Below are 23141 nucleotides of genomic sequence, written 5' to 3' on the forward strand. Positions count from 1 at the left end.
ATTTATATTGCTGATTTTCTGCGTAATTATTCGAGTCATGTAAAACGTGCAAGCTGGTCAGCTTGCACGTTTCTTGTCATACAATGCTATATTTTCGTTCGGCCGCTTGTTGATTTAACCTGTCTCGCAAAGCATCGAAGGTTGTTTGCGTATGTGACTGCTCTTTTTTCGCAAACATCTCCATCGCAAGATTTTGTGTGCTGAACTGGCGTGCAAATTGCTCCACTTTCACTGCAGTCGCTTCGGCAAGTGCAGTTGAAGCTTGCTCCACAACTCCAGCAGTTTCCACTTGATTATTTTCTTTTACTTCTTCAATAACTACTTGTTCGACCGGCTTCGCGTTAAATGAAGAAGATGCAACATTTCGCTCATAAGCGCCTTTATTAATGGAGGCTGCAATTTTTGCGATGTCCGGTCTATATTCTTTCACAGCTTCTAATGCAAAGTTCATTTCGTCTGGATGATCCGCGAAATAAGGGTTTTCATACCAGTATTTATCTTCAAAACGTCCTTGTGACGCAGCAAGTGCATTATTGTAAGGTGAGTTAAACCAAGCACTCGATGGCTTCGGAATGCCATGCGCTTCTGCCAATGCCGGGTCTTGAGCGAATGCAATAACGTGCGGCACTTCTCCCGGAGCGTTTTTGAAATCGGCAATTAGCTCTTTCATGTGCGCTTGCCGTTTTGCAATTTCCTCCTTATCGCCTGATTGGATCGCTTCTTTTAACGAACGGTTTTGCACATCGATGAGATTGCCGTAATAGAGCTTATTTTGCTTCATGACTCCGCCGACGTTGTCATACCAGGCAGGATGCTGTTTTGCTTGGAAGTTATGGTAGTCCGACCAATCATTTGTACGCACTGCCTCTAGGATTAGGGAATTCCGTCCTTGGTTCACAGCCGCTAGCGGATTGATGGCGGCAGCTTCCTTGCCCCACACTTTTCTCCACCCGTCGCCTGACGTGCTATTCGTATCCCGGACTTGCATCGAGAAGGATTGTCGATCATTTAATACAGAAACAAACACATGCCCACCCCTTGTTAAATTAGTATATATGTCATAGTCATTTATCTGCATGTTTTTATCCATTGTACACTATTTCGACAGTAGTAGACAGAGAATGTAATAGATTAGATGTCGAAAATGAGAACTATTTTTAAAACTTATTACGAGAATAAAGAACTTCATTCAAAAATCCACCTCCCGCAGTGATGGAAGGTGGATTTGTAATTATGCATGCTGTTTTTCGTATTCGGAGATATGTTCTTCGTATTGGAATGTCAATGCGATTTCATCCCAACCATTCAATAGCATTTGTTTATAGTAAGGGTCGATATCAAATGAATATGTTTTGCCGTCCTCGCCTTTTACCGTCTGCTGTTCTAGATTGATTTCCAACGAATACGAATCTGATTGGCCTTTTGACAACAGCTCTTCGACTTCCTCAACGCGTAGACGAATCGGCAAGATGCCGTTCTTAAAGCAATTGTTATGGAAAATATCCGCGAATGACGGTGCGATGACGACTTCGAATCCATAGTCAAGGATTGCCCATGGCGCGTGCTCCCGGGAGGAACCGCAGCCGAAATTATCGTGCGCGACGAGTATTTTCGAGTCTTTGAAACGGTCGTCGTTCAAGACGAATTCCCTGTTTTCTGTGCCGTCGGCTTGGAAACGCCAATGATAGAAAAGGTATTTTCCGAAGCCGGTCCGTTCAATCCGTTTCAGAAATTCCTTCGATATGATTTGGTCTGTATCTACATTTTTTCGATCGAGCGGGGTCATGACGCTGCGCACTTCATTAATCGGTTTCATGGAATCATCCTTTCTTCATCCAGCTATGGGCGCTAGCTGCTTTTGTTTATTAGACGTGGGCCAATTTCATTTCCCGAACATCTGTGAAACGTCCCGAAATCGCTGCCGCCGCCGCCATTGCAGGGCTCATTAGATGAGTGCGGGAGCCAGCGCCTTGTCTGCCTTCGAAATTTCGGTTCGATGTCGATGCACATCTTTCGCCTGCTGGAACGACATCATCGTTCATTGCGAGGCACATGCTGCAACCAGATTCGCGCCATTCGAATCCTGATTCTATGAAGATTTTATCCAAACCTTCCTCTTCCGCCTGCCGTTTCACCGTGCGTGAACCTGGAACGACGATTGCTGTCACATTCGGATGCACCTTCTGTCCCGTAATGACTTCCGCAGCAGCCCGTAAATCGCTTAATCGGGCGTTCGTGCAGGAACCGATGAAGACGTGTTGGATTTCTATCGAAGAGAGCGGTGTTCCCTCTTCAAGCCCCATATAAGCGAGCGCTTTTTTCAGTGCTTCTTTATCGGATTCATTGTCAAAATCATCAGCTGACGGGACATGCGCGCTTATGCCTGAACCCATAGAAGGATTCGTGCCCCACGTAACGAATGGCTCGATTTCATCTGCATCGATTTCAAGAACTGTATCGTATACTGCTCCTTCATCAGTTGCCAAAGATAGCCATTGCTCGGCTGCCTTTTCAAACGCTTCTCCTTCAGGGACATGACGACGTCCCCTCAAATATTCGATTGTCGTCTCGTCCGGGCTGATCAAACCGGCTTTCGCCCCTGCTTCAATTGACATATTGCAAATGGTCATGCGTTCCTCCATCGTCATGGAGCGGATTGCTTCGCCTGTATACTCGGCGATATGTCCTGTTCCGACGTCAATGCCGAATTTCGAGATGATCGCAAGGATGACGTCTTTTGCAGTGACACCAAAGCCAAGCTTTCCATTGATCCGTATTTCCATCGTTTTTGGTTTTGATTGCCACAACGTCTGTGTCGAAAGGACGTGTTCAACTTCGCTCGTGCCGATTCCGAAGGCGATGGCTCCGAATGCACCGTGCGTCGAAGTATGGCTATCTCCGCAAACAATCGTCTTCCCGGGCTGCGTCAAACCGAGCTCTGGGCCAATAATATGGACGATTCCCTGATCCGGATGCTCCATGTCCGCAAGTGCAATGCCAAACTCCTCACAGTTTTTCTCCAATGTCGTAATTTGCTTTTTAGCAATCGGATCGTTGATTGTCGGCAAGTTCCGAGTTGGAACGTTATGGTCCATTGTCGCGAAGCAGAGGTCTGGACGGCGCACTTTCCGCCCTGCCAGCCGCAAGCCTTCAAACGCTTGCGGAGAAGTCACTTCATGCAATAAATGAAGGTCGATATATAATAGGTCAGGTTTCCCCTGTTCTTCGTATACAACGTGTTGATCCCAAATTTTTTCGATGATCGTCTTCGGCATTTGAGCATCTCCTTTCTCATTCATTTTGCTTTTCTTATATACATTACACGTAGGAAAACATGATGCTATTTGAGACGAACTGCAGATCAAGCTCGTTAATCACTTTATCCGTCCATTCTGTTGTTGAAAGGGCACGGTCTGAGTCTCCCGCTAGGTCAATCGTAAAATGACCATCCTCGAACACTGTGTCGACTGCTTTTTCAATCGCTGCCGCTTCCGTTTCCATTCCGAATGAATACCGCAACATCATTGCGGCTGATAATATGGCTGCTGCCGGATTCGCAACCCCTTTGCCGGCAACATCTGGCGCCGAACCATGGACCGGTTCATAAAGACCGAACCCATCCGAGCGAACACTTGCGGATGGAAGCAGGCCAAGCGATCCGGTAATGACGGAAGCCTCATCGCTCAAAATGTCGCCAAACATATTTTCAGTAACGACAACATCAAAGGCTTTCGGGTTCGTAATCAACTTCATGGCAGCCGAGTCGACGAGTTGATGCTCTACTTCGACATCCGGATAGCCTTTCCGCTTCTCTTCAACGACTTCGCGCCAAAGCTTGCTAGACTCCAATACATTCGCCTTGTCGACGGATGTAACCTTTCCTCGTCTTAATCGTGCGAGCTCAAATGCCTTTTCAACGATGCGTTCGATTTCTTCACGTGTATAGACGAGCGTATCGACTGCGGATGTTTCTGTTTTGCGGCTCGGTTTGCCGAAGTAGATGCCGCCCGTCAATTCACGGACGATCATCATATCGACTTCTTGAACGATTTCCTCTTTGAGCGGAGAAGCTTGGAGCAAGGAAGGGACTGCTTTTACCGGTCTTAAGTTCGCAAATAGGTCGAAATGCTTCCTAATGGCGAGCAATCCTTTTTCAGGACGCAATTCCGAAGGGTTGTTATCCCATTTAGGACCACCGACTGCCCCTAAGAGTACTGCATCACTTGATTCACAGAGTTCTACTGTCTCCTTCGGAAGCGGATTATTGAATGAATCAATAGCCGCTCCTCCGATTGAACCGTAATTAAATTGGAATGTGTGGTTGAATCGTCTTGCAACCACTTCAAGAACACGCACAGCCGCCGACGTCACTTCTGGTCCAATTCCATCGCCCTGTAGTACAGCTACTCTTTTTTCCATTGAACTTCTCCTCCTTGTTGTCATTCCCGTTTGCATAATCTTCCGACTCAATGATGTATAAAATCGTTATTGACTGACTGTTTCCAACACTTTCACTTGATCTTTCACTAATTTCCTATTAATCGCGTTCAAGTATGCTTTTGCCGATGCTTCCAGGACGTCTTGGGAGATGTCGCGCCCAGTGAATGTTTCGCCGTTGAAACGCAAATTGACGACGGCTTCCCCTAGAGCATCTCGCCCTTTGCCGATAGAAGTTACGCGGTAATCCAGTATGTTGACTTGCCCTTTCACGAGCAGCTCGAGTGCATTGAAGATTGCTTCGACGGAGCCTGCGCCTGTTGTTGCAACAACGACGTTCTCCCCGGAAGGGATATTCGCTGAAATGGTCGCTGTTGGAACGTTGGAAGTTCCGTATTGCACTTGCACATTTGTCAGTTCATAAATGTCCGCATCAGCGTTCGCAATTTGCTTTCCTGTGAAGAGAACAAATAGATCGTCTTCGGTAATTTCCTTTTTGCGATCTGCGAGCTTCTTGAACTCCGCGAAAGCTTCATTCAATTGTGCGTCGCTTAACTCGAATCCCATCGTGATGGCGCGATCCTTGAATGCGTGGCGTCCGGAGTGCTTTCCAAGTGCTAGAGGAGCTGTCGTTTCACCGATCAGTTCCGGAGTGATGATTTCATATGTTTCCCGGTTTTTCAGCATGCCGTCTTGGTGGATGCCTGATTCGTGTGCGAACGCGTTCTTTCCGACGACCGCCTTATTCGGCTGGATGACGACGCCTGTCAATTGGCTGACCAATTGGCTTGTGCGTTTGATTTCCTGTAAATTGACGCCTGTTTCAAATCCATAAATATCTTTGCGGATATGGAGGGCGACTGCAATTTCTTCGAGCGCTGCATTTCCAGCCCGTTCACCGATCCCGTTAATCGTGCCTTCGACTTGATCGGCACCATTTTCAATCGCTGCGATGGAGTTTGCGACAGCCATTCCTAGATCGTTATGGCAATGTGCAGATAGCTTTACGCGCTCAATGCCCGTCACATTCTCCTTTAAGAATTTGAATAGAGCACCGTATTCTTGCGGCGTTGCATAACCGACCGTGTCAGGGATATTAATCGTTGTCGCACCGGCTTTGATTACATCATTGATGATCCGGACGAGGAATGCAGGGTCGGAACGGAATGCGTCTTCTGCTGACCATTGAACGAGAGGAAAGAATTTTTTTGCGTATTTTACGGCCTCCACTGCAATATCCACGACTTGGTCAGGCGTCTTCATCAATTTATGCTTCATATGGATCGGAGAAGTTGCCAAAAACACGTGGAGATGTGGTTGCTGTCCGCCTTTCAGCGCTTCCCATGATGTATCGATATCACTTTTCATGGCGCGGGCAAGGCCAGTCACTGTCGAATTCTTTACTGTATTTGCAATGCGCTGCACTGCTTCGAAATCACCAGGTGAGGAAGCAGGGAATCCTGCTTCGATCACCGTAGCGCCAAAACGTTCTAGTTGGCGGGCAATTTCCATCTTTTCTGCCGTGTTCAGATTAATGCCGGCTGATTGTTCACCATCACGAAGTGTCGTATCAAAGATGTCAATTTTTCGCACTACCCACCACTTCCTCCTGTTTTGTTTTCTTGCCACTATTTACGAACGGCATCATCTCACGTAGCTTTTCTCCAACTACTTCGATTTGGTGCTTCGCTTCCGACTCCTCATACGAATTGTAATTTGGACGTCCGTTTTCGTTTTCAGCAATCCAGCCTTCCGCGAATTTCCCTTCTTGGATATCCGTCAGAATGTCTTTCATGCGAGCTTTCGTGTCCGCATCAACGACACGAGGTCCCGATACGTAATCGCCCCATTCAGCAGTGTCGGAAATCGAATAGCGCATTCCGGACATGCCGCCTTCATACATGAGGTCAACGATCAGTTTCAGTTCGTGCATCGTTTCGAAATAGGCAAGTTCAGGCTGATAACCTGCTTCCACCAATGTCTCGAAACCTGCCTTGACGAGTGAAGTCAATCCGCCGCAAAGCACCGCCTGCTCGCCGAATAGATCCGTCTCTGTTTCTTCTTTGAATGAAGTTTCAAGTACGCCAGCACGCGCAGCGCCGATTCCTTTTGCGTAAGCAAGCGCTACATCTTTCGCTTGGCCTGAAACGTCTTGGAATACTGCGAATAGTGCCGGTACGCCAGCGCCTGCTTCATAAGTTCTGCGGACGAGATGTCCTGGTCCTTTTGGCGCTACGAGGAATACGTCAACGTCTGCTGGTGGCACGATTTGTCCGAAGTGGACGTTGAATCCGTGTGCGAACACGAGTGATTTGCCTGCTTTTAATGCTGGTTTGATTTCTTCGTCATACACTTGCTTTTGTCTTTCGTCTGGAAGCAAGATCATGATGATGTCTGCTTGTTCTGCCGCTTCGGCAACTGTTTTTACATTAAGTCCGTCTTCTTTTGCTTGATCAAAAGATTTACCTGGGCGGACGCCGACAACTACGTTATGTCCTGATTCTTTCAAGTTTTGTGCATGTGCGTGCCCTTGTGAGCCGTAGCCGATAACCGCGATCGTTTTTCCTTGTAGTAGTCCTTCATTGATATCCTGGTTGTAATACATTTTAGCCATTGTTAGTTCCTCCTCGATTTTGGGTTTATCTATTATTTTAAAATGGATAACTGTGGTGAGTTGACCTTTTGGATTTCACGGGTGAATGCCGTTGCTCCGGTCCTAGCTAATTCTTTGATGCCATAAGGCTTGACGAGATCGATGAATGCCTCGATCTTTTCCGGTGCGCCGGTCACTTGGTAGGTGACGACGTTTTTCCCTGAGTCGATGACCGTTGCGCGGAACGGTTCGACGATGCTGTTAATTTCACTGCGCGCATGCGGCGGTGAGACGACTTTTACAAGTGCGAGTTCCCGCATGACGATCGCTTTATCAGTAATGTCATTCACTTTGATGACATCAATCTGCTTTTGCAGCTGCTTGACGAGCTGTTCGATTTTCTGTTCATCCTCCACATGGACGATGAACGTCATTTTCGACATGCCCGGCTGTTCGGAATGACCGACGGTGATGCTTTCGATATTGAATTGCCGTTTCATTAGCAATCCTGTCACCCGGTTCAATACTCCGCTTTGATTAATGACTGTAACCGTAATGACTCTTTTCATTTGCTCTTCACTCCGATCATATCTTGTAGTCCTTTTCCTGGCGCTACCATCGGATAGACGTTCTCCAACATTTTTACTCGGCAATCGATCAGCACCGGTTCATCTGATAGGAGGGCTTCCCGGAAGATCTGTTCAGCGTCCTCTTTTTTCGTAATGCGGTACCCTTTCAAGTCATACGCTTCCGCTAGCTTGACGAAGTCCGGCTGGACGGGAATCAATGACTGCGAGTAGCGTTCGTCGTAGAATGTCTCTTGCCATTGGCGCACCATTCCGAGCGCTCCGTTGTTCAAAATCACGACTTTTACCGGGATCCTCATCTCTTGTAAAAGAGATAGTTCTTGTGCTGTCATTTGGAATCCGCCATCGCCGACGATTGCGACGACCCGTTCATTCGGCTTCGCGATTTGCGCTCCGATTGCTGCAGGAAATCCGAAGCCCATTGTTCCGAGACCGCCTGACGTAACCCAATGATCGGGATTGTTCAATGAATAATATTGAGCCGCCCACATTTGGTGCTGTCCGACATCCGTCGTGACGATTGCATCGCCCTTCGTTATGCGATGGATCATTTGGATGGCTTCTTGCGGCAAGATTTCATGCTCATCGGTGTTGTACCATAACGGCGCCTCTTCTTGTAAGCCGCTCAAGTATGATAGCCAATCTGCAGTGTCCGGTGCTTCGAATTCCTGGTTGAGCAATGCTTTCAATGCTTCTTTCGAATCCGCCACAATCGGGATGTCTGTCGGTACGTTCTTTCCGATTTCCGCAGGGTCGATGTCGACGTGTATCACTTTTGCATGCGGTGCGAATGATTTCAGATTGCCAGTCAACCGATCGTCGAATCGAGCGCCGACATTGATCAGCACGTCGCATTCGCTAATCGCTATGTTTGCCGTGTATGTTCCATGCATGCCTGCCATGCCAAGGAAGTATTCATGATCTCCTGCAATGCTGCCAAGACCAAGCAATGTGTTCGTTACTGGAATCCGTTTCGTTTCAACCAATGTTTTCAGTTCTTCCATCGCCTGGCCGTGCAGTACGCCCGCACCAGCGAGGATAAGCGGTTTCCGTGCAAAGCGGATCGCTTCTGCCGCCTTTTGTATTTGCAAGTAATTCGGAGTAGTCGTCGGTTGGTATCCTGGCAGATTCACCTCGGCATTGCGCTCCTCCTCCGTGACGAAAATTTCTGTAGCCACGTTTTTCGGAATGTCGACGACAACTGGGCCGCGTCTGCCTGTTGAAGCGATATGGAATGCCTCTTTGATGATCCGCGGGAGATCCTTGACGTCCTGCACTTGGTAGTTATGTTTTGTAATTGGCTGCGTAATGCCGATGACATCTGCCTCTTGGAATGCATCCGTCCCGATGACGGTGCTAGCCACCTGCCCCGTGAAAACAACGAGCGGCAATGAATCCATCATCGCATCCGTAATTCCTGTCACCAAATTTGTCGCGCCAGGTCCAGATGTCGCAATGACAACGCCCGGTTTGCCGGATACTCGCGCATAGCCTTCCGCAGCATGGATGGCTCCCTGTTCATGACGGGCAAGCACGTGTGGAATCGGATCCTTGTATAATGCATCGTAAATTGGTAGGACAGCTCCTCCGGGGTAGCCGAAAATAACTTCGACACCTTGGTCTTTTAACCCTTGAATCAAGACAGCAGAACCATCCATCGGTTGAATATTCCGTCTTTCACCTGTAGACTCAGGCGCCATTTCCATTACTGCCTGCTTCGTTTGAACTTCCGCACTCATATACGGACTCCTCCTTACTTTTCTATTTGATTATTTTATTTAAAAAGAAAAAGCCTTTTCTCCCCACACAAAGAAACCTTGTTCTTCGTATAAGGGATGAAAAAGCTTTTCATGGTACCACCCTTGTTCGCAGCATCCGCCGCCTCGTGAATGGCCGTTAAATAACAACCATTCGCTGATAACGAGCCTGCTGTTAACAAGCCCGGGACTGCCTACTAAGTTTCCTTTTCAGCACTCCACTCCGGGGTGATATCGTGGATAGTTGCATTGCCGGCTTCCAGCACGACCGGCTCTCTGTGAATGCAAGAATCTATCCCCTTTTGCCCCATCATCGAATTATTATATCTTCATGACGCCGCCTGTACTTGCGGACGTAACGAGTTTGGAATATCTGGCTAAATAGCCTTTTTTAATTTTCGGTTCAAATGGCTGCAGCTTCGCTTTACGCTCCGCCAGCACTTCTTCTGTAACTTTCAGCTCGATTGTGCGGTTCGTTAAATCGATGTCTATAATATCTCCATCTTCGACTAACGCGATTGGACCCCCTTCAGCTGCTTCCGGAGAAATATGGCCGATGGAAATTCCTCGGGATGCACCGGAGAAACGGCCATCTGTAATGAGCGCCACTTTCGTTCCTAAACCTCTTCCTTGAATGGCCGACGTTGGAGCTAGCATTTCCGGCATTCCCGGCCCACCTTTCGGACCTTCATATCGGATGACGACGACATGCCCTTCACGGACAGTACCGTTGTCGATGTTTTCCTGCGCAGCCTCTTGGGAATCAAAGACGATCGCTTCACCAGTGAATTGCTTGATGGATGGATCAACTGCTCCAACTTTGATGACTCCGCCGTCTGGAGCGATATTTCCAAATAGGACAGACAAGCCGCCTACCGGACTGTATGGATTATCTTTCGTCCGGATGACTTGATCGTTTGTAATATGATAGTCCTTGACATCTTCCCTCATCGTTTTCCCAGTAATGGTGATTCGATCTGGATGGATGGCTCCGGGTATTTTTGTAAGCTCATTGATGATGGCACTGACTCCGCCTGCTTTAAAAATATCATCCATTGATATATCAGATGCCGGCATGATTTTCGCTAAATACGGAACCCGTTCGGCAACTTTGTTAATATCTTGGACGCTATATTCGATTTCCGCTTCGTGTGCAATCGCCAATGTATGTAAAACTGTATTGGTCGATCCACCCATCGCCATATCGAGTGCAAAAGCATCATCGATCGCTTCTTTCGTGACGATATCCCGTGGTTTAACTCCCTCTTTCACCATGCGGACCAAGTGCTTTGCCGCATCTTTGATGAGTTTATGACGCTCATCGGAAGTGGCGACGATTGTTCCATTGCCCGGAAGCGCTAATCCTAGCATCTCCATGAGACAGTTCATAGAGTTCGCAGTAAACATTCCCGAACACGATCCACAAGTCGGACATGCATTGTTTTCAATGTCGAGAAGCTCTTCCGCTGTCATCTTGCCGGATTTGTATGCGCCGACCCCTTCGAATACAGAAGTTAAGGAGAGAGGAGCACCTGATGACGAGACACCGGCTTCCATCGGTCCGCCGGAGACGAATACAGAAGGAACATTCGTCCGGACTGCCGCCATTAGCATGCCTGGCGTAATCTTGTCACAGTTTGGAATGTAGAACACTCCATCGAACCAGTGTGCATTAATGACCGTTTCGGCAGAATCGGCAATCAGTTCGCGGCTCGGCAACGAGTAACGCATTCCGATATGCCCCATCGCGATTCCATCATCTACACCAATCGTGTTGAATTCGAACGGAACTCCTCCTGCTTCCCAAATTGCCTCTTTAACAATTTCAGCAAATTTATTCAAATGTTTATGGCCTGGAATAATATCAATATATGAATTACAGACGCCGATGAAAGGTTTCTCCAAATCTTTCGTTTTGACGCCAGTCGCATAAAGCAGACTTCTATGTGGCGCACGGTCGATCCCTTTTTTAATCATGTCACTTCTCATTGCAATCTCTCCTAATCAAATCATCCAAGACCTTACGAACTGAATGAATTATGTGAAATGAATCACATATCTAAATAGATTGTTGCTATCATATATCGGATTTTTGCTCCCGTCAACAGTCTTTTTATAATTATTGTTCAATTATGAATTATGATTAATTTTGTATCCGCTTACATTAGCGATATATTGCATATTGAAGGAAATATGACAATTTGAAAATATTTTTTATTTCGTTGTTGACTAGAATGGTTAATGAGTAAAATTTGGAGTAATGGAAGAAGATCGTTTGGTGGAATGGCGATTTTCAGTAAGATTTTTGATGGAATAAAAGAGACTGCTATTCATTCATTAAATTTATCGATGCGCCAGCCAGATTTTTTCACATAGACGTAGCTGACAATCATTTTTTCAGCGGTTCGGGTGTCGCCGATTGGGATTGTAATTTCTAATATCATCTTTCTTTTCTTCGACTTCAGCTCCCTAGCCGTTGCAATATCCCATAGCAGCAATGAGTCGGCTGGCGCCTCGGTTTCTGGTGACGCCAACTTCCCTTCATGTTTCAAAACGCCGTTTTCTTTCAAGAACCGCTTCGCTTTCTTCTTCGTCACGAATTGCTGCAACTCTGCTCTCAATTTTTTCTTGGTATCCAAGTAGGACGCCAAATAACGATATTCCGAACCTTTGTAGGCAAATGTCTTATATTCACCTTCCTTGTATAATCCACCGGCCTTAATAATCGCTTCTGCTCCTGTCCATGCGGTTGCCAGTTCGACAGCGTCCTTCGGGGTTAAGGCAGATTGACCGACTGCTGATTTCCCTCCGCAAGACGCCATGATGAGCAATAGTAAAATGACTGCCACAACGTTCATTATCCTTTTTTTCAACATGCAACCCCCTGATAGCTAATACTTTAACGTATGAACTATCAAGGGGCTGCATACTCCGTCGTGCTGAATTCATTTACTCATAACTACAGATTCAGTCTTCGGCAATTTAAATTTGTTATCAAATAGACTTGCGACGAGCGCTCCAACAGTCAGATTGACGACCATATTGGCGACGGCCGGCACGGCGGCGAGTGAGCTGACATGCTCCATTGCGAGTGTCGCCGCAAGCGCAGTATTGCATATGCCCGTATGGAACAGAATAGCGCGCGCATTCTGCTCAGCGACCTTCAATAACTTCGCAATGAAATAGCCGCCGGCCATCGGAATGCACACTTGGAGCACAACTGCTACGAACACCAATGGCAATACTGATAAATTTTGTTGCAATGATTGCTGTGCACTAGAAATGACTGACAAGATAACGATAAATAAAGCGAGCTGGGAGAGGACCGATGTATATGGTTTGACGGCTTCTACCTTTTTTGTCCACTTCCATTGAATGAACAATCCAGCCAATAATGGAATGAACACAATGTAAATGATATTGAGGAACAATGGCCAAAATGCGATCGGTATTAACTTCCCCGCAAACACTTGAACGAGAGTCGGTGTCAAGACCGGCGAGATAAATGTATCCATCGTTGCCATTGTTATACTCAATGCCACTTCGCCACCTGCGATAAATGTGTAAATGTTGGCGGACGTACCACTTGGAACGGTCCCCGCCAAAATGACGCCTGTCGCAATTTCCGCTTCATCTTTAAAGAACAGATAAGCGATCGCTATCGATACACCGACTGTCATCGTCCACTTGAGGAAGACGCCGATAAAGGCGAATTTCGGATTTTTAATGACCGCCATTAGTTTATCTGTCGACAAAGACAGTCCCATCAGAAGAAAGATCGTTCCGAGCCCAACACCTGTCAAACCGCGGATCAGGATAAAGAAATCAGGGACCAAGTATGCGATTACAGATAGAAGGACAATCCATACAGGCAAATATTTCGATACGATTCCTGTCGCCACTTGCAAAGCTTTCAACGGATTCTCTCCTTTATAAAAAGACATGTGCCTAAAATCGACCAAGCCGATTTCAAGCACAAGCCCTCATATTTTCGTATATAAATAAGCGCCATTCTCGACCTTTTCCAAGTCGACATTATCACCGATCTGCACGGGGCTATCCATTCTGGCAGTCACTTTCACATCGGCCTCGTCGAGCTGAATGAGAGCGATCGTGTAAGGAGCGATGCCAGCAAATTCCGCCGGAGCGATATGAATATCCGTAAAGCTGAAAACAGTTCCTTTCGGAGATACTTCCTTCTCTTCAAGCTTGCCGGTTCTGCATTCGGGGCATGTATATTTCGACGAGACACTTCCGTAATTGCATGAATTGCATTTGAATATCTTCATATCATCACATCCTCTCCAAAATATGCACAGTTGAATACGAACCAGTACCGCCCAAGTTTTGCGCCAATGCAAGCCTCGCTCCATCTACTTGGTTCGGAGCCGTACCTCGAAGCTGCCTCACAAGGTGATAAATTTGGGCGATTCCTGTCGCCCCAATTGGATGACCGCGCGACAGCAATCCACCGCTCGTATTGACCGGTTTATCCCCTGTCGATTTTGTCCGTCCCTCTTCAACCGCCTTCCATCCTTCGCGGCTTTTGAAGAAGCCCAATTCCTCGATTGCGAGCACTTCCGTCATTGAAAAGCAATCATGGATTTCAACGACATCGATATCTTCCGGCCCGACACCTGCTTTTTCATAAGCGAGGCGTCCCGATTCCCGGATGGCGGGAATCGATAGTAGATCAGCCGCATCCTGCATTTGCGTCGGTCCCGAGCTCTGTGCGGATGAACGGATATGAACGTCCGATTTCTTCTTCGAGATGACGAGCGCTGCTGCACCATCCGTCATCGGCGAGCAGTCGAATAGGCCTAATGGATTCGTGATGATTCGTGCGTTCATGATTTCATCAAGCGTCGCCGGCTTTTGGAATTGCGCAAGCGGATTATTTAGCGCATGCTCACGATTCTTCAACGCAACCATCGCTAAATGTTTTTTCGAAGCACCGGTTTCGTAGAAATAACGGTTTGCCAAGACACCAAAAAATCCTGGGAACGTCAACCCCGCCTGCTTTTCATTTGAATCATTGTCCATCGCGGCATTAATCGCCTGTGTGACATCAGATGTTGATGCGTGTTTCATCTTCTCCACACCTGCCACTAGGACAGTTTCATATTCCCCGCTCAAAATCCCCATGATTCCTTGCCGCAAAGCAATCCCGCCTGAAGCGCAAGCCCCTTCGACTTTCGCTGTCGGAATGAAACCTAGACCAAGTTCATTAGCGACGATGGCACCGAGGATCTCTTGATTGTAAATGGCACCCCCCATGAAATTACCGACGAATACAGCATCGACTTTCGGGTTGCCCGCATCCTCCAACGCTTGGATGCAAGCTTCCAAGAGCATTTCCTTCATTGAACGGTCGACGAACGTCCCGAATTGAGTCATCCCGATACCGTGGACATATACATTTGTCATGCCTTTACCTCCTCATGCTTGTTTCGGAGTTCCCGTTTCAGGATTTTTCCGTATGAGCTCTTAGGCAATTCATTCACGATATGGATTTCCTTTGGCTTTTTGAAGCTTGCCATGTTTTCGATACATAAGGCAACAAGTTCCTCTTCTGTTACTTCCTCGGTTCCATTCAATACGACATACGCGACGACATTCTCGCCCCATTTCTCATCGGGAACGCCGATGACACAAGTCTCCTTCACGCCGGCATGCAAATTGAGAACCTCTTCCACTTCACGCGGATAAATATTAACGCCTCCTGAAATGATGACGTCTTTTTTCCGATCGACAATATGGAGATATCCTTCTGCACTTTTCCAACCTAAATCGCCTGTATGGAGCCAACCGTCCTTCAATGTTTCTTCGGTCGCCTTCGTATTATTCCAATAGCCCTGCATGACGAGGGACCCTTTGCAAATAATCTCGCCCACTTCTCCGTCTGCGACTTCATTCCCTTCGTCATCGACGATTTTCACGTCGACGAAAAGTCCTGTACGGCCACACGACTCAAGCCTCTTCCCCATTTCATTCTTCGGCATCATCGTAATGCACATCGGCGCTTCTACTTGCCCGTATGTTTGGGCAAAAATCGGACCGGCGAGTGATAATGCCTGTTCAAGTTTACTCGCTGCAATTGCCGATCCTGCCATATTGATTGTTTTCAATGTCGATAACTTTGTCGGATTGAAATTCGGATGCTGAATCATTAAGTTCACCATCGTTGGCACAAGGAAAATCGTCGATACCTGTTCTCGAGCCAAGTCATTGACGAACTCTTCAGGTTCGAATTTATCGAATACGACTTGTGTCAAGCCATACAGCCAGGCGACATGCGATAAAAAGTTGCTTCCGTGCGTCAATGGAGCAACATGCCCAATTATATCGTCGTAGGTCGTATCGCAAGCGATTGCTAGCGATAAAGCGCCGGATATCATATTGCGGTGTGACAGCATGACGCCTTTCGGATTGCCAGTCGTTCCCGATGTATACATAATCGCAAACAGATCGTCTTCTCCGACTTCCTCCAAATGACTTCTTCCGATATGCGCATCGACCGCTTTTTCGTATTCCTCACCGATTGGCAATACAGCGACACCCGTCCCGATTGGTTCAATTAATCCTTTATCGCCGATAATGAGACTTACATCGGCATCCTTCAGCATATATTCATGCTCTTTCGGATGAAGACGATAATTCAATGGGACTTTAATGACTCCTGCAAGCGCTGTCGCAACATCAAGTTCAATATGTTCGAGACGATTCGCCATTAAAATTCCGACTCGATCTCCTTTTTTCAACCCCTGCTCATGGAAAAATGACGTTAGGGCAAAAACCCGTTTCATCATTTCCCGGTATGTAATTGACCGGTCTTTATCTTTTATTGCCACCTTGTCAGGATAGGCGGCGGCTGATTTCATTGCCAACTTCCCCAATGTTTCCATGTGCCTCACTCCTTCTCCCTAAATTGAAAAACAGGAATGCCGTAAATTTCATCCAATCCCCGTTGCATCCGTATGTCATTCAATGGAAATAGTACGAACTCGATCGTGACAGCGACCGGATTCTTTCCGTCAATAAAATGCCCGCCGTTTAAGCTCTTATTGCAATCGACAAACATGCCATGAAAATGGACTTCCATTTCCCCTTCCATATCAAGACCGACAAAACCTGTACCAGACAACAGTTCTACAGGTGTATCGGTTACAACTTCTGATGAGTATTGCAAACTTCCATCTTCATTTTGATCCAGCTGGACATATGTCGCGTGCTGAAGAGATCCAAGGCATTGAAACTGAGCCGCTTCCACCCCGAACTCCTTACAAGCACCTATGATGCCTTCAAATAGATCTATTCCTTTCATTAAACGCCCGGCAATCCGATTAGATGTCTTATCATGTACAGCTCGAATTCGCTTATCCAAAGCTATAGCCCCCATCCACCTTTAAAACTTGTCCGGTCGTGTAGCCGGATTCCGGCAATGCGAAGTATAGGACCGCTTCCGCGATATCTGCGGGCGATCCCATCCGTTTGATCACTTGCTGACTGACATCATAAGGAATCCCCGAAGTAATCCCCGTCTCAGTTGCTCCCGGTGCCACGGAATTGCACGTAATATTGAGAGGACCTAATTCTTTTGCAGTCCATTTCGTCAAGGCAATAACTGCCCCTTTCGATGCAGCATAAGCTGGCCCGGAACGGCCATTCGCACCATCGCCGGAAGTGACTCCGCCGTTTATCCCAGAAACAGAACTGATATTGATGATTCTTCCATATTGCTGTTCAACCATATGCGGATATACGACCGCCTGGATGAACAGAAATGCGGCTTTGACATTCGTGTCCATGTCACGGTCCCAAGTATCTAGCGTCATCGTGTCAATGCCCAATCTTCCGCAAGTCCCCGCATTGTTCACTAAAATATGCAGTTCTCCGAACAAATCCGAAGACCGTGCCACTGCCGCTTTTACAAATTCCGGGTCGCGGATATCTCCTAGACATTCCAAAACTTTCGAGTCTGGGCTTTCCGATTGGATGGAATCTGCCGTTTTGCTGCAAGGATTCAAATCGATCAGGACGATATTTGCACCTTCTCTTGCAAGACGGATGGCGGATTCGGCACCGATGCCGCTCGCCGCTCCCGTAATGATTGCTGTCTGCCCCTTAAGTTTCATGCCAAACTCCCCCTATTTGACGTTTAACAGATCTGGTAAAAATGTCGATATTTGCGGTATAAACGTTATGAGCATTAGAATGATGAGCGAAGCGACGATAAAAGGAAGTACCCCAATCGATAGCCTTCCGATCGATGTATCTGATATGCCTGCCGCGACGAACAGATTCAACCCTACTGGCGGTGTGAATAAACCGATCGCCAAGTTGACGGTCATGAATACGCCGAAAACGGTCGGATCTACGTTCAATAGAAGCATAATCGGCAATAAAATCGGAACGAAAATATAGTAGGCCGAAATCGCATCGATGAACATCCCTGCAATCAACAGCAAGACGTTGACGAGCAACAGGATGATGATCGGATTTTCCGAAATACTAAGCATTGCATCAGATATTTGTCTCGCAATCTGCTCCGTCGTAATGATATACGCATAGACAGACGCCGCACTGACGATGAACATAACTGTCGCAGTCTGAACGGAAGCCGCCACTAAAATGTCATAGAGCTTTTTCAAATTCAGTTCACGATAGATGACGAAGCCGACGAAAAGACCGTAAAACACTGCGACGACCGCAGCTTCTGTCGGTGTGAAGTAGCCGCCATAAATCCCACCTAAAATGATGACGGGAATCAATAATCCCCAAAGTGCATCGACAAACGCCTTTACTCGCTCTTTGCCGGTAGCTTTCTGATTTAGGACAATTCCTTGAATAGGACCTTCTTTGCGCTCTTGCTTCCATCTGACATACATCGCTGCAAAGATGAAAGCGCCGCCTAGCAATAACCCCGGGACGATACCAGCGATAAATAGGCGTCCGATCGAAACCGGAATCTGATCCCCCGCAACGACAGCAAACACGATGAAGGCGATACTTGGAGGAATAATGATGCCGATTGCGCCCGAGCTTGCAATTAGGCCGCCCGCAGTTTCCTTTTTATAACCGTTCTTCACCATGGCTGGAATTAGGATTCCTCCGATTGCGGCGACTGTCGCCGGACCTGATCCAGAGATCGCTGCAAAGAAGATTGCGGTCATAACGGTAACGAAGACGATACCGCTTTTTCGATGTCCTACTAATGCTTGCGCAAAATCTATCAACCTTTTTGAAATGCCCGCCTGCTCCATAATGACCCCCGCCAAAATGAAAAACGGGATAGCAAGCAACGTAAACTTGGACACGCTTGAATACATAATATCTGCAACCAGTTCAAGGCCGAACATCCCGCTGCCTGTAAACAGCACAGCAATGGACGAAATAGCAAGCGCAACAGCAATCGGCAGCCGCAGCATTACGAGCAAGAAAAAGAGACCAAATAAAATTAATGCCATCATACCGATTGCTCCCCTTTCCTATTTTGCTCGCGATATTCTTTGATTGTCGCTTGCACTGTCCTGAATAGGCACAAAGCCGCCCCAATCGGCATTGCCATTGAGAACACCCATTGCGGCCATCCAAGTGCCGGTGTTTTCTGTCCCATTTCAATCTGGAACATTAGCATTTGGATTCCAAAATAAATAAGAATGACAAATAACAGCGACATCAACACGCCAACAAGAATCGTAATGATATTTTTAACAACAATATTCGCCAGATCATAAATAAGCGTAAAGCCAAGGTGTGCGTATTGACGCACACCTATGGCTGTCCCGACGAAAGTGAGTGCTACAAACAAGTTCACTGTAACTTCCTCAGCAAAGGAGAACGAGTGGCCTAGAAGACCCCTCGAAACGATATTGACAAAGGCGATGGTGGACATAATGGACAAAACGATTACAACAATCCACTCTTCTAATCTGCTAATCACTCTTTCCATTTATGTTCTCCCCCACTTAATTAATAATCTTGGAACGCCTTCAGCAAATCTTCGCCCCAGATATCTGTATATTTTTCGTAAAGCGGCTGAACTGCTGCCTTAAATTCTTCCATTTCAGCGTCTGTAGGCTGATAGAATTGCATGCCGGCTGCTTTTAATTCTTCAATTTGCTTCGCTTCTTTTTCACGTGCAAGCTCGACTTGGTACGCCGCGGCTTCTTTCCCTAACTTTTTGAACAGTTCTTGGTCTTCCTTGCTCATTGAGTCGAAAAGCTTTTTATTAATACCAAACACTAATGGGTCATAGGAATAGTTCCACTCCGTCAAATAATCTTGTACTTCATTCAACTTGGATGAATGGATGACGTCGATCGGATTTTCTTGTCCATTGATTGTTCCTTGCTGTAATGATGTGAATACTTCAGAGAAAGCCATTGTCGTCGGGTCAGCACCTAATGCGCGATACAAATCGGTGTACATGTTAATGCCCGGGATGCGAATTTTCATACCCTTCATATCTGCAGGCGATTTGATTTCCTGCTTGCTGTTCGTCAGTTGGCGGAAGCCGTTTTCTCCGAAACCAAGCAATTCAACGCCTTTTTCATTCAAGATGTCACCGATCATTTCTCCGCCTTTTCCAGCAAATACCTTATCCGCTTGCGCATGTTCGCTGAAAAGGAATGGAGCACTTGCTACCCCAAATCGATCATCCAAAATGGAATAGATGATTGTGGAGTGGACGCTTAGATCTGTTTGCCCTTTTGCGAGCAACTCGACGCCTTTCCCTTGGTCGCCGCCTGATAATTGCTCATTCGGGAACACATCGATATTGATCCTGCCGTCCGTCTCGTCCCTTAAGTCATTGGCAAGCTTCTCTGCAGCTTGGTACCATGTTGAAGAGTCATTTACTGTTACAGACATTTTCAAATTGTATTTTTTATCACTTGCTGCACTGCCCGTATCATCTTTTGAACATGCACCGAGCATGAGCATTGCCGTTAGACCGATTGCCCCTAAAATTCTACCTTTTTTTAACTTCATTTCATTTCCCTCCATTGGATCCCATTATTTTTTCGTGAATAAAATCGACAACATGCATGGCGCGTGCAGTTCCAGATAATCCTTCCCTTTCGACGCCGACTTTCATTTGCAGCAAACATCCTGGATTCGTTGTAATGATTGTCGTTGCTTGAACCTGTTTCACCTCTTCCATTTTCGAACCAAGAATTCGTGAAGCCATTTCTGGTTGAAGTAAATTATATACACCGGCGGAACCACAGCATAAATGCGCACCGGGCATTTCAACGAATAAACTACCTTGAGCCGCTTTCAGCATTTCCCTTGGCTCATCCTTCACCCCATTCACATTCCGTAAATGGCATGAATCTTGATAAGTGACGATTTCTGTCGTATTTGCTGTCGGTTGCTTTAACAGTTCCTCAATAATGCCAAGCTTCACGAGCAGCGAGGATATGTCAATCTGCTTTTCTACGAATTGCTGTGCCGTCGCGAACAGCGCCGGATCCTGGTCAAACAACCTGTCATATTCCGATAAAAACGCACCACAACCTCCTGCATTGTTGACGATGTAGTCAATACCGTTAAGATTGAATGCTTCAAGATTCGCTTTTGCGTTTCGCCTTGCCCGGTCCATTTCGCCGCTATGTCCTTGCAAGGCCCCGCAGCATTGTTGACCTTTAGGAATGATGACTTCGCAGCCAAGCCGTTCCAACAAGTCGATCGTATTCCGATTTGTCTCTTGAAACATCGTATCCATAAGGCAACCTGCGAAAAAGGCGACCGTCGTTTTCTTTTCGATTGATGCAGCTTGTACTCGTCGCTTTCTCGGCGGTTCTGGCAGCGACTTTTCCATATCTTTCATGAATGGCGGGAAAAGCTCCATGAAACCGACCTTCCGCACGACTTTCTGCAATCCCGATTTTTGATAGAATGTCACCAGTTTCACTGCCGTTTTCATCTTTCGCTGGTCTGCGAAAAGATGATCGAATGCTCCTTTACGGATTGCTTTCTCTTTCAATGATTGCGATTTGACGGATACAATCGCCTCACGTGTCTCCTCGATAAGCGTTCCGTATTGGACACCGGCGGGACATGCAGGTTCGCACGCCCTGCAGCCTAGACAAAGGTCGAAAGCCTCTTCAATGGAACCATCCCATTCGACGTTCCCATCTCGCACCGCTTTCATAAGGGCAATCCTTCCTCGGGGCGACTGGGTTTCGTCGTATCCGGAATGGATATATGTCGGGCAGGCCGGCAAACAGAAGCCGCAGCGCATGCAGTCCATCAACCTGTTTTCATCAACATGCGTAACGAATGATTGCCGGATCAGCTCAGCCTGTGCACTACTCATGATGCACCACTACCCTTTTCTTCGAGGATTTGGCGAATATTTTCCCCGGGTTCATAATATTGAGCGGATCGATTGCCTGCTTTATGCTTTTCATCGTGTCAATTCCTGCCTTGCCGATTTTCCATTCCAGATAGGGCGCTTTCATTTCCCCGACTCCGTGTTCACCTGTAATCGTGCCGCCAAGTTTGATAGCGTGGTCAAAGATTTCCGCGAACGCCATTTCGACCCTTGCCATTTCTGCATCATCCCTCACATCTGTCAAAATGGTCGGATGCAAATTGCCATCTCCCGCGTGGCCGAATGTGCAGATAAGCAGATCATATTTCACAGCGATTTCTTGTACTGCCTTCACCATCTTCGCAATTTCGGAACGAGGTACGGTCGCATCTTCAAGAATAGTCGTCGGCCGTTTCCTCGCGAGGGCGGATAAAGCGACTCTTCGCGCAATGCTCAACTGCGCTGCCTCCTCAATCGTTTTCGCCATTTGCGTCGACGTCGCACCGTGCTCCATGCACAATTTATGAACGAGCTCCATATCTCTTTCGACGATTGCAGGGTCCCCATCCTGTTCAATCAGAAGCATCGCTTCGCAATTCGTCGGCAAGCCGATTTTCATGAACTCCTCAACCGCTTCAATTGTTCCTTGGTCCATAAACTCAAGCGTCGCAGGCACAATTTTTGCCGCTATAATTGATGAAACCGTCTGCGCAGCCTCTTCAAGTGTGTCGTAAAACACTAATAACGTCTTTTTCGTTTCAGGTGCCGGTATTAGACCTAATGTAATTTCCACAATTATTCCGAGTGTCCCTTCCGAACCGACAAACAGGCTCGTCAAATCATAACCAGCCACATCTTTTGCAAGTTTACCGCCCGTCGTAAGCAATTCACCGCTTGGCAGTACGACTTTCAATGCTTTCACGTAATCGCGTGTAACGCCATATTTCAATCCTCGCAAGCCGCCTGAGTTCTCGCTCACATTCCCTCCAATTGTTGAGATGCTCATCGAACTCGGATCGGGAGGATAAAACAACCCTTTTTCCGCAACCTTTTCATTGATCGCTTGCGTGATGACACCCGGCTGGACGGTCAACGTTAAATTCTCTTCATCCAACTCTAAAATTCGATTCATCCGGTGGAATAGAATAACGACCCCCCCTGAAGTCGGCGTCGTCCCCGCTGCAAGATTCGTTCCAGACCCACGGGAAACGATCGGCACGCCGTATTCACTGCAAACTCTCACAATCTCTTGAATTTCCTCAATGGAAGCAGGAGAAAGGACTAAATCCGGCAATGCTTGGAAGTTGGCGGTCGCATCATAGGAATACGCCAATTTCTGCGCTACTGTCGTCCTTGCATGAGCACTGCCAGTAATGGCAATCAATTGCTCCTTCACTTGCACATCCATGAAGCAGCCTCCTTCAAATTTCTAATTCTTTGTCTAATTT

21 protein-coding genes are annotated in these 23141 nt (G+C 47.0%); all 21 read right to left on the reverse strand.

From position 1 onward, the window contains the following. Positions 1–76: 76 nt before the first annotated feature. Positions 77–1027, reverse strand: a complete 951-nt coding sequence (locus ACR65H_RS09475) for a hypothetical protein (protein ID WP_440499937.1) — start codon at positions 1025–1027, stop codon at positions 77–79. A 204-nt stretch (positions 1028–1231) separates the two neighbouring features. Beyond that, positions 1232–1816 carry a 3-isopropylmalate dehydratase small subunit gene (leuD, locus tag ACR65H_RS09480; protein ID WP_440499938.1) on the reverse strand — a complete coding sequence of 195 codons (585 nt, stop codon included), beginning with the start codon at positions 1814–1816 and terminating at the stop codon, positions 1232–1234. Between the two features lie 49 nt (positions 1817–1865). Further along, on the reverse strand, positions 1866–3275 hold the full coding sequence (gene leuC / locus ACR65H_RS09485) for a 3-isopropylmalate dehydratase large subunit (RefSeq protein ID WP_440499939.1): 1410 nt from the start codon (positions 3273–3275) through the stop codon (positions 1866–1868). Between the two features lie 43 nt (positions 3276–3318). Then, positions 3319–4419 carry a 3-isopropylmalate dehydrogenase gene (gene leuB, locus ACR65H_RS09490; RefSeq protein WP_440499941.1) on the reverse strand — a complete coding sequence of 367 codons (1101 nt, stop codon included), beginning with the start codon at positions 4417–4419 and terminating at the stop codon, positions 3319–3321. Between the two features lie 66 nt (positions 4420–4485). Next, on the reverse strand, positions 4486–6030 hold the full coding sequence (locus ACR65H_RS09495; RefSeq protein ID WP_440499942.1) for a 2-isopropylmalate synthase: 1545 nt from the start codon (positions 6028–6030) through the stop codon (positions 4486–4488). Then, the gene (ilvC, locus tag ACR65H_RS09500; protein ID WP_440499943.1) at positions 6017–7051 is read right to left on the reverse strand and encodes a ketol-acid reductoisomerase; all 1035 of its coding nucleotides are present in this window, start codon (positions 7049–7051) and stop codon (positions 6017–6019) included. Before ilvC ends, ACR65H_RS09495 begins: the two co-directional genes overlap by 14 nt. Before the next feature lie 32 nt (positions 7052–7083). Next, a complete protein-coding gene (gene ilvN, locus ACR65H_RS09505) occupies positions 7084–7599 on the reverse strand; it encodes an acetolactate synthase small subunit (RefSeq protein WP_440499944.1) in 516 nt (171 codons plus the stop codon). Further along, positions 7596–9356 (reverse strand): acetolactate synthase large subunit, encoded by a 1761-nt coding sequence (gene ilvB, locus ACR65H_RS09510; protein WP_440499945.1) that lies wholly within the window; start codon positions 9354–9356, stop codon positions 7596–7598. The genes ilvN and ilvB overlap by 4 nt, the downstream gene beginning before the upstream one ends. A gap of 339 nt (positions 9357–9695) precedes the next feature. Next, on the reverse strand, positions 9696–11363 hold the full coding sequence (ilvD, locus tag ACR65H_RS09515) for a dihydroxy-acid dehydratase (RefSeq protein WP_440499947.1): 1668 nt from the start codon (positions 11361–11363) through the stop codon (positions 9696–9698). A gap of 341 nt (positions 11364–11704) precedes the next feature. Continuing rightward, the gene (locus tag ACR65H_RS09520; protein WP_440499949.1) at positions 11705–12247 is read right to left on the reverse strand and encodes a DL-endopeptidase inhibitor IseA family protein; all 543 of its coding nucleotides are present in this window, start codon (positions 12245–12247) and stop codon (positions 11705–11707) included. A gap of 72 nt (positions 12248–12319) precedes the next feature. Next, the gene (locus tag ACR65H_RS09525) at positions 12320–13291 is read right to left on the reverse strand and encodes a bile acid:sodium symporter family protein (RefSeq protein ID WP_440499950.1); all 972 of its coding nucleotides are present in this window, start codon (positions 13289–13291) and stop codon (positions 12320–12322) included. A gap of 66 nt (positions 13292–13357) precedes the next feature. After that, positions 13358–13663 carry a Zn-ribbon domain-containing OB-fold protein gene (locus ACR65H_RS09530; protein WP_440499951.1) on the reverse strand — a complete coding sequence of 102 codons (306 nt, stop codon included), beginning with the start codon at positions 13661–13663 and terminating at the stop codon, positions 13358–13360. A gap of 4 nt (positions 13664–13667) precedes the next feature. Further along, on the reverse strand, positions 13668–14801 hold the full coding sequence (locus tag ACR65H_RS09535; RefSeq protein WP_440499952.1) for a thiolase C-terminal domain-containing protein: 1134 nt from the start codon (positions 14799–14801) through the stop codon (positions 13668–13670). Continuing rightward, positions 14798–16279 carry a class I adenylate-forming enzyme family protein gene (locus ACR65H_RS09540; protein ID WP_440499954.1) on the reverse strand — a complete coding sequence of 494 codons (1482 nt, stop codon included), beginning with the start codon at positions 16277–16279 and terminating at the stop codon, positions 14798–14800. The genes ACR65H_RS09535 and ACR65H_RS09540 overlap by 4 nt, the downstream gene beginning before the upstream one ends. Positions 16280–16284: 5 nt before the next feature. Next, the gene (locus ACR65H_RS09545; RefSeq protein ID WP_440499955.1) at positions 16285–16758 is read right to left on the reverse strand and encodes a PPC domain-containing DNA-binding protein; all 474 of its coding nucleotides are present in this window, start codon (positions 16756–16758) and stop codon (positions 16285–16287) included. Then, positions 16751–17509, reverse strand: a complete 759-nt coding sequence (locus ACR65H_RS09550; protein ID WP_440499956.1) for an SDR family NAD(P)-dependent oxidoreductase — start codon at positions 17507–17509, stop codon at positions 16751–16753. Before ACR65H_RS09550 ends, ACR65H_RS09545 begins: the two co-directional genes overlap by 8 nt. Before the next feature lie 12 nt (positions 17510–17521). Next, positions 17522–18844, reverse strand: coding sequence for a TRAP transporter large permease (locus ACR65H_RS09555; RefSeq protein ID WP_440499958.1), 1323 nt, complete (start codon positions 18842–18844; stop codon positions 17522–17524). Next, positions 18841–19326 carry a TRAP transporter small permease gene (locus tag ACR65H_RS09560; RefSeq protein ID WP_440499960.1) on the reverse strand — a complete coding sequence of 162 codons (486 nt, stop codon included), beginning with the start codon at positions 19324–19326 and terminating at the stop codon, positions 18841–18843. The genes ACR65H_RS09555 and ACR65H_RS09560 overlap by 4 nt, the downstream gene beginning before the upstream one ends. 20 nt (positions 19327–19346) lie before the next feature. After that, the gene (locus tag ACR65H_RS09565) at positions 19347–20366 is read right to left on the reverse strand and encodes a DctP family TRAP transporter solute-binding subunit (protein WP_440499961.1); all 1020 of its coding nucleotides are present in this window, start codon (positions 20364–20366) and stop codon (positions 19347–19349) included. A 1-nt stretch (position 20367) separates the two neighbouring features. After that, positions 20368–21696 (reverse strand): (Fe-S)-binding protein, encoded by a 1329-nt coding sequence (locus ACR65H_RS09570; RefSeq protein ID WP_440499962.1) that lies wholly within the window; start codon positions 21694–21696, stop codon positions 20368–20370. Beyond that, positions 21689–23101, reverse strand: a complete 1413-nt coding sequence (locus ACR65H_RS09575) for an FAD-linked oxidase C-terminal domain-containing protein (RefSeq protein WP_440499963.1) — start codon at positions 23099–23101, stop codon at positions 21689–21691. Before ACR65H_RS09575 ends, ACR65H_RS09570 begins: the two co-directional genes overlap by 8 nt. Positions 23102–23141: the final 40 nt, after the last annotated feature.

It is taken from the genome of Sporosarcina sp. SAFN-015, assembly GCF_059415085.1.

What these genes read in the sequence shown, in the direction of transcription:
- ACR65H_RS09555 (WP_440499958.1), bottom strand. Translation starts at nt 18,844, where the DNA reads ATGATGGCATTAATTTTATTTGGTCTCTTTTTCTTGCTCGTAATGCTG.
- leuB (WP_440499941.1), bottom strand. Translation starts at nt 4,419, where the DNA reads ATGGAAAAAAGAGTAGCTGTACTACAGGGCGATGGAATTGGACCAGAA.
- ACR65H_RS09560 (WP_440499960.1), bottom strand. Translation starts at nt 19,326, where the DNA reads ATGGAAAGAGTGATTAGCAGATTAGAAGAGTGGATTGTTGTAATCGTT.
- ACR65H_RS09570 (WP_440499962.1), bottom strand. Translation starts at nt 21,696, where the DNA reads ATGAGTAGTGCACAGGCTGAGCTGATCCGGCAATCATTCGTTACGCAT.
- ilvN (WP_440499944.1), bottom strand. Translation starts at nt 7,599, where the DNA reads ATGAAAAGAGTCATTACGGTTACAGTCATTAATCAAAGCGGAGTATTG.
- ACR65H_RS09565 (WP_440499961.1), bottom strand. Translation starts at nt 20,366, where the DNA reads ATGAAGTTAAAAAAAGGTAGAATTTTAGGGGCAATCGGTCTAACGGCA.
- leuD (WP_440499938.1), bottom strand. Translation starts at nt 1,816, where the DNA reads ATGAAACCGATTAATGAAGTGCGCAGCGTCATGACCCCGCTCGATCGA.
- ACR65H_RS09530 (WP_440499951.1), bottom strand. Translation starts at nt 13,663, where the DNA reads ATGAAGATATTCAAATGCAATTCATGCAATTACGGAAGTGTCTCGTCG.
- ilvC (WP_440499943.1), bottom strand. Translation starts at nt 7,051, where the DNA reads ATGGCTAAAATGTATTACAACCAGGATATCAATGAAGGACTACTACAA.
- ilvD (WP_440499947.1), bottom strand. Translation starts at nt 11,363, where the DNA reads ATGAGAAGTGACATGATTAAAAAAGGGATCGACCGTGCGCCACATAGA.
- leuC (WP_440499939.1), bottom strand. Translation starts at nt 3,275, where the DNA reads ATGCCGAAGACGATCATCGAAAAAATTTGGGATCAACACGTTGTATAC.
- ACR65H_RS09575 (WP_440499963.1), bottom strand. Translation starts at nt 23,101, where the DNA reads ATGGATGTGCAAGTGAAGGAGCAATTGATTGCCATTACTGGCAGTGCT.
- ACR65H_RS09535 (WP_440499952.1), bottom strand. Translation starts at nt 14,801, where the DNA reads ATGACAAATGTATATGTCCACGGTATCGGGATGACTCAATTCGGGACG.
- ACR65H_RS09540 (WP_440499954.1), bottom strand. Translation starts at nt 16,279, where the DNA reads ATGGAAACATTGGGGAAGTTGGCAATGAAATCAGCCGCCGCCTATCCT.
- ACR65H_RS09550 (WP_440499956.1), bottom strand. Translation starts at nt 17,509, where the DNA reads ATGAAACTTAAGGGGCAGACAGCAATCATTACGGGAGCGGCGAGCGGC.
- ilvB (WP_440499945.1), bottom strand. Translation starts at nt 9,356, where the DNA reads ATGAGTGCGGAAGTTCAAACGAAGCAGGCAGTAATGGAAATGGCGCCT.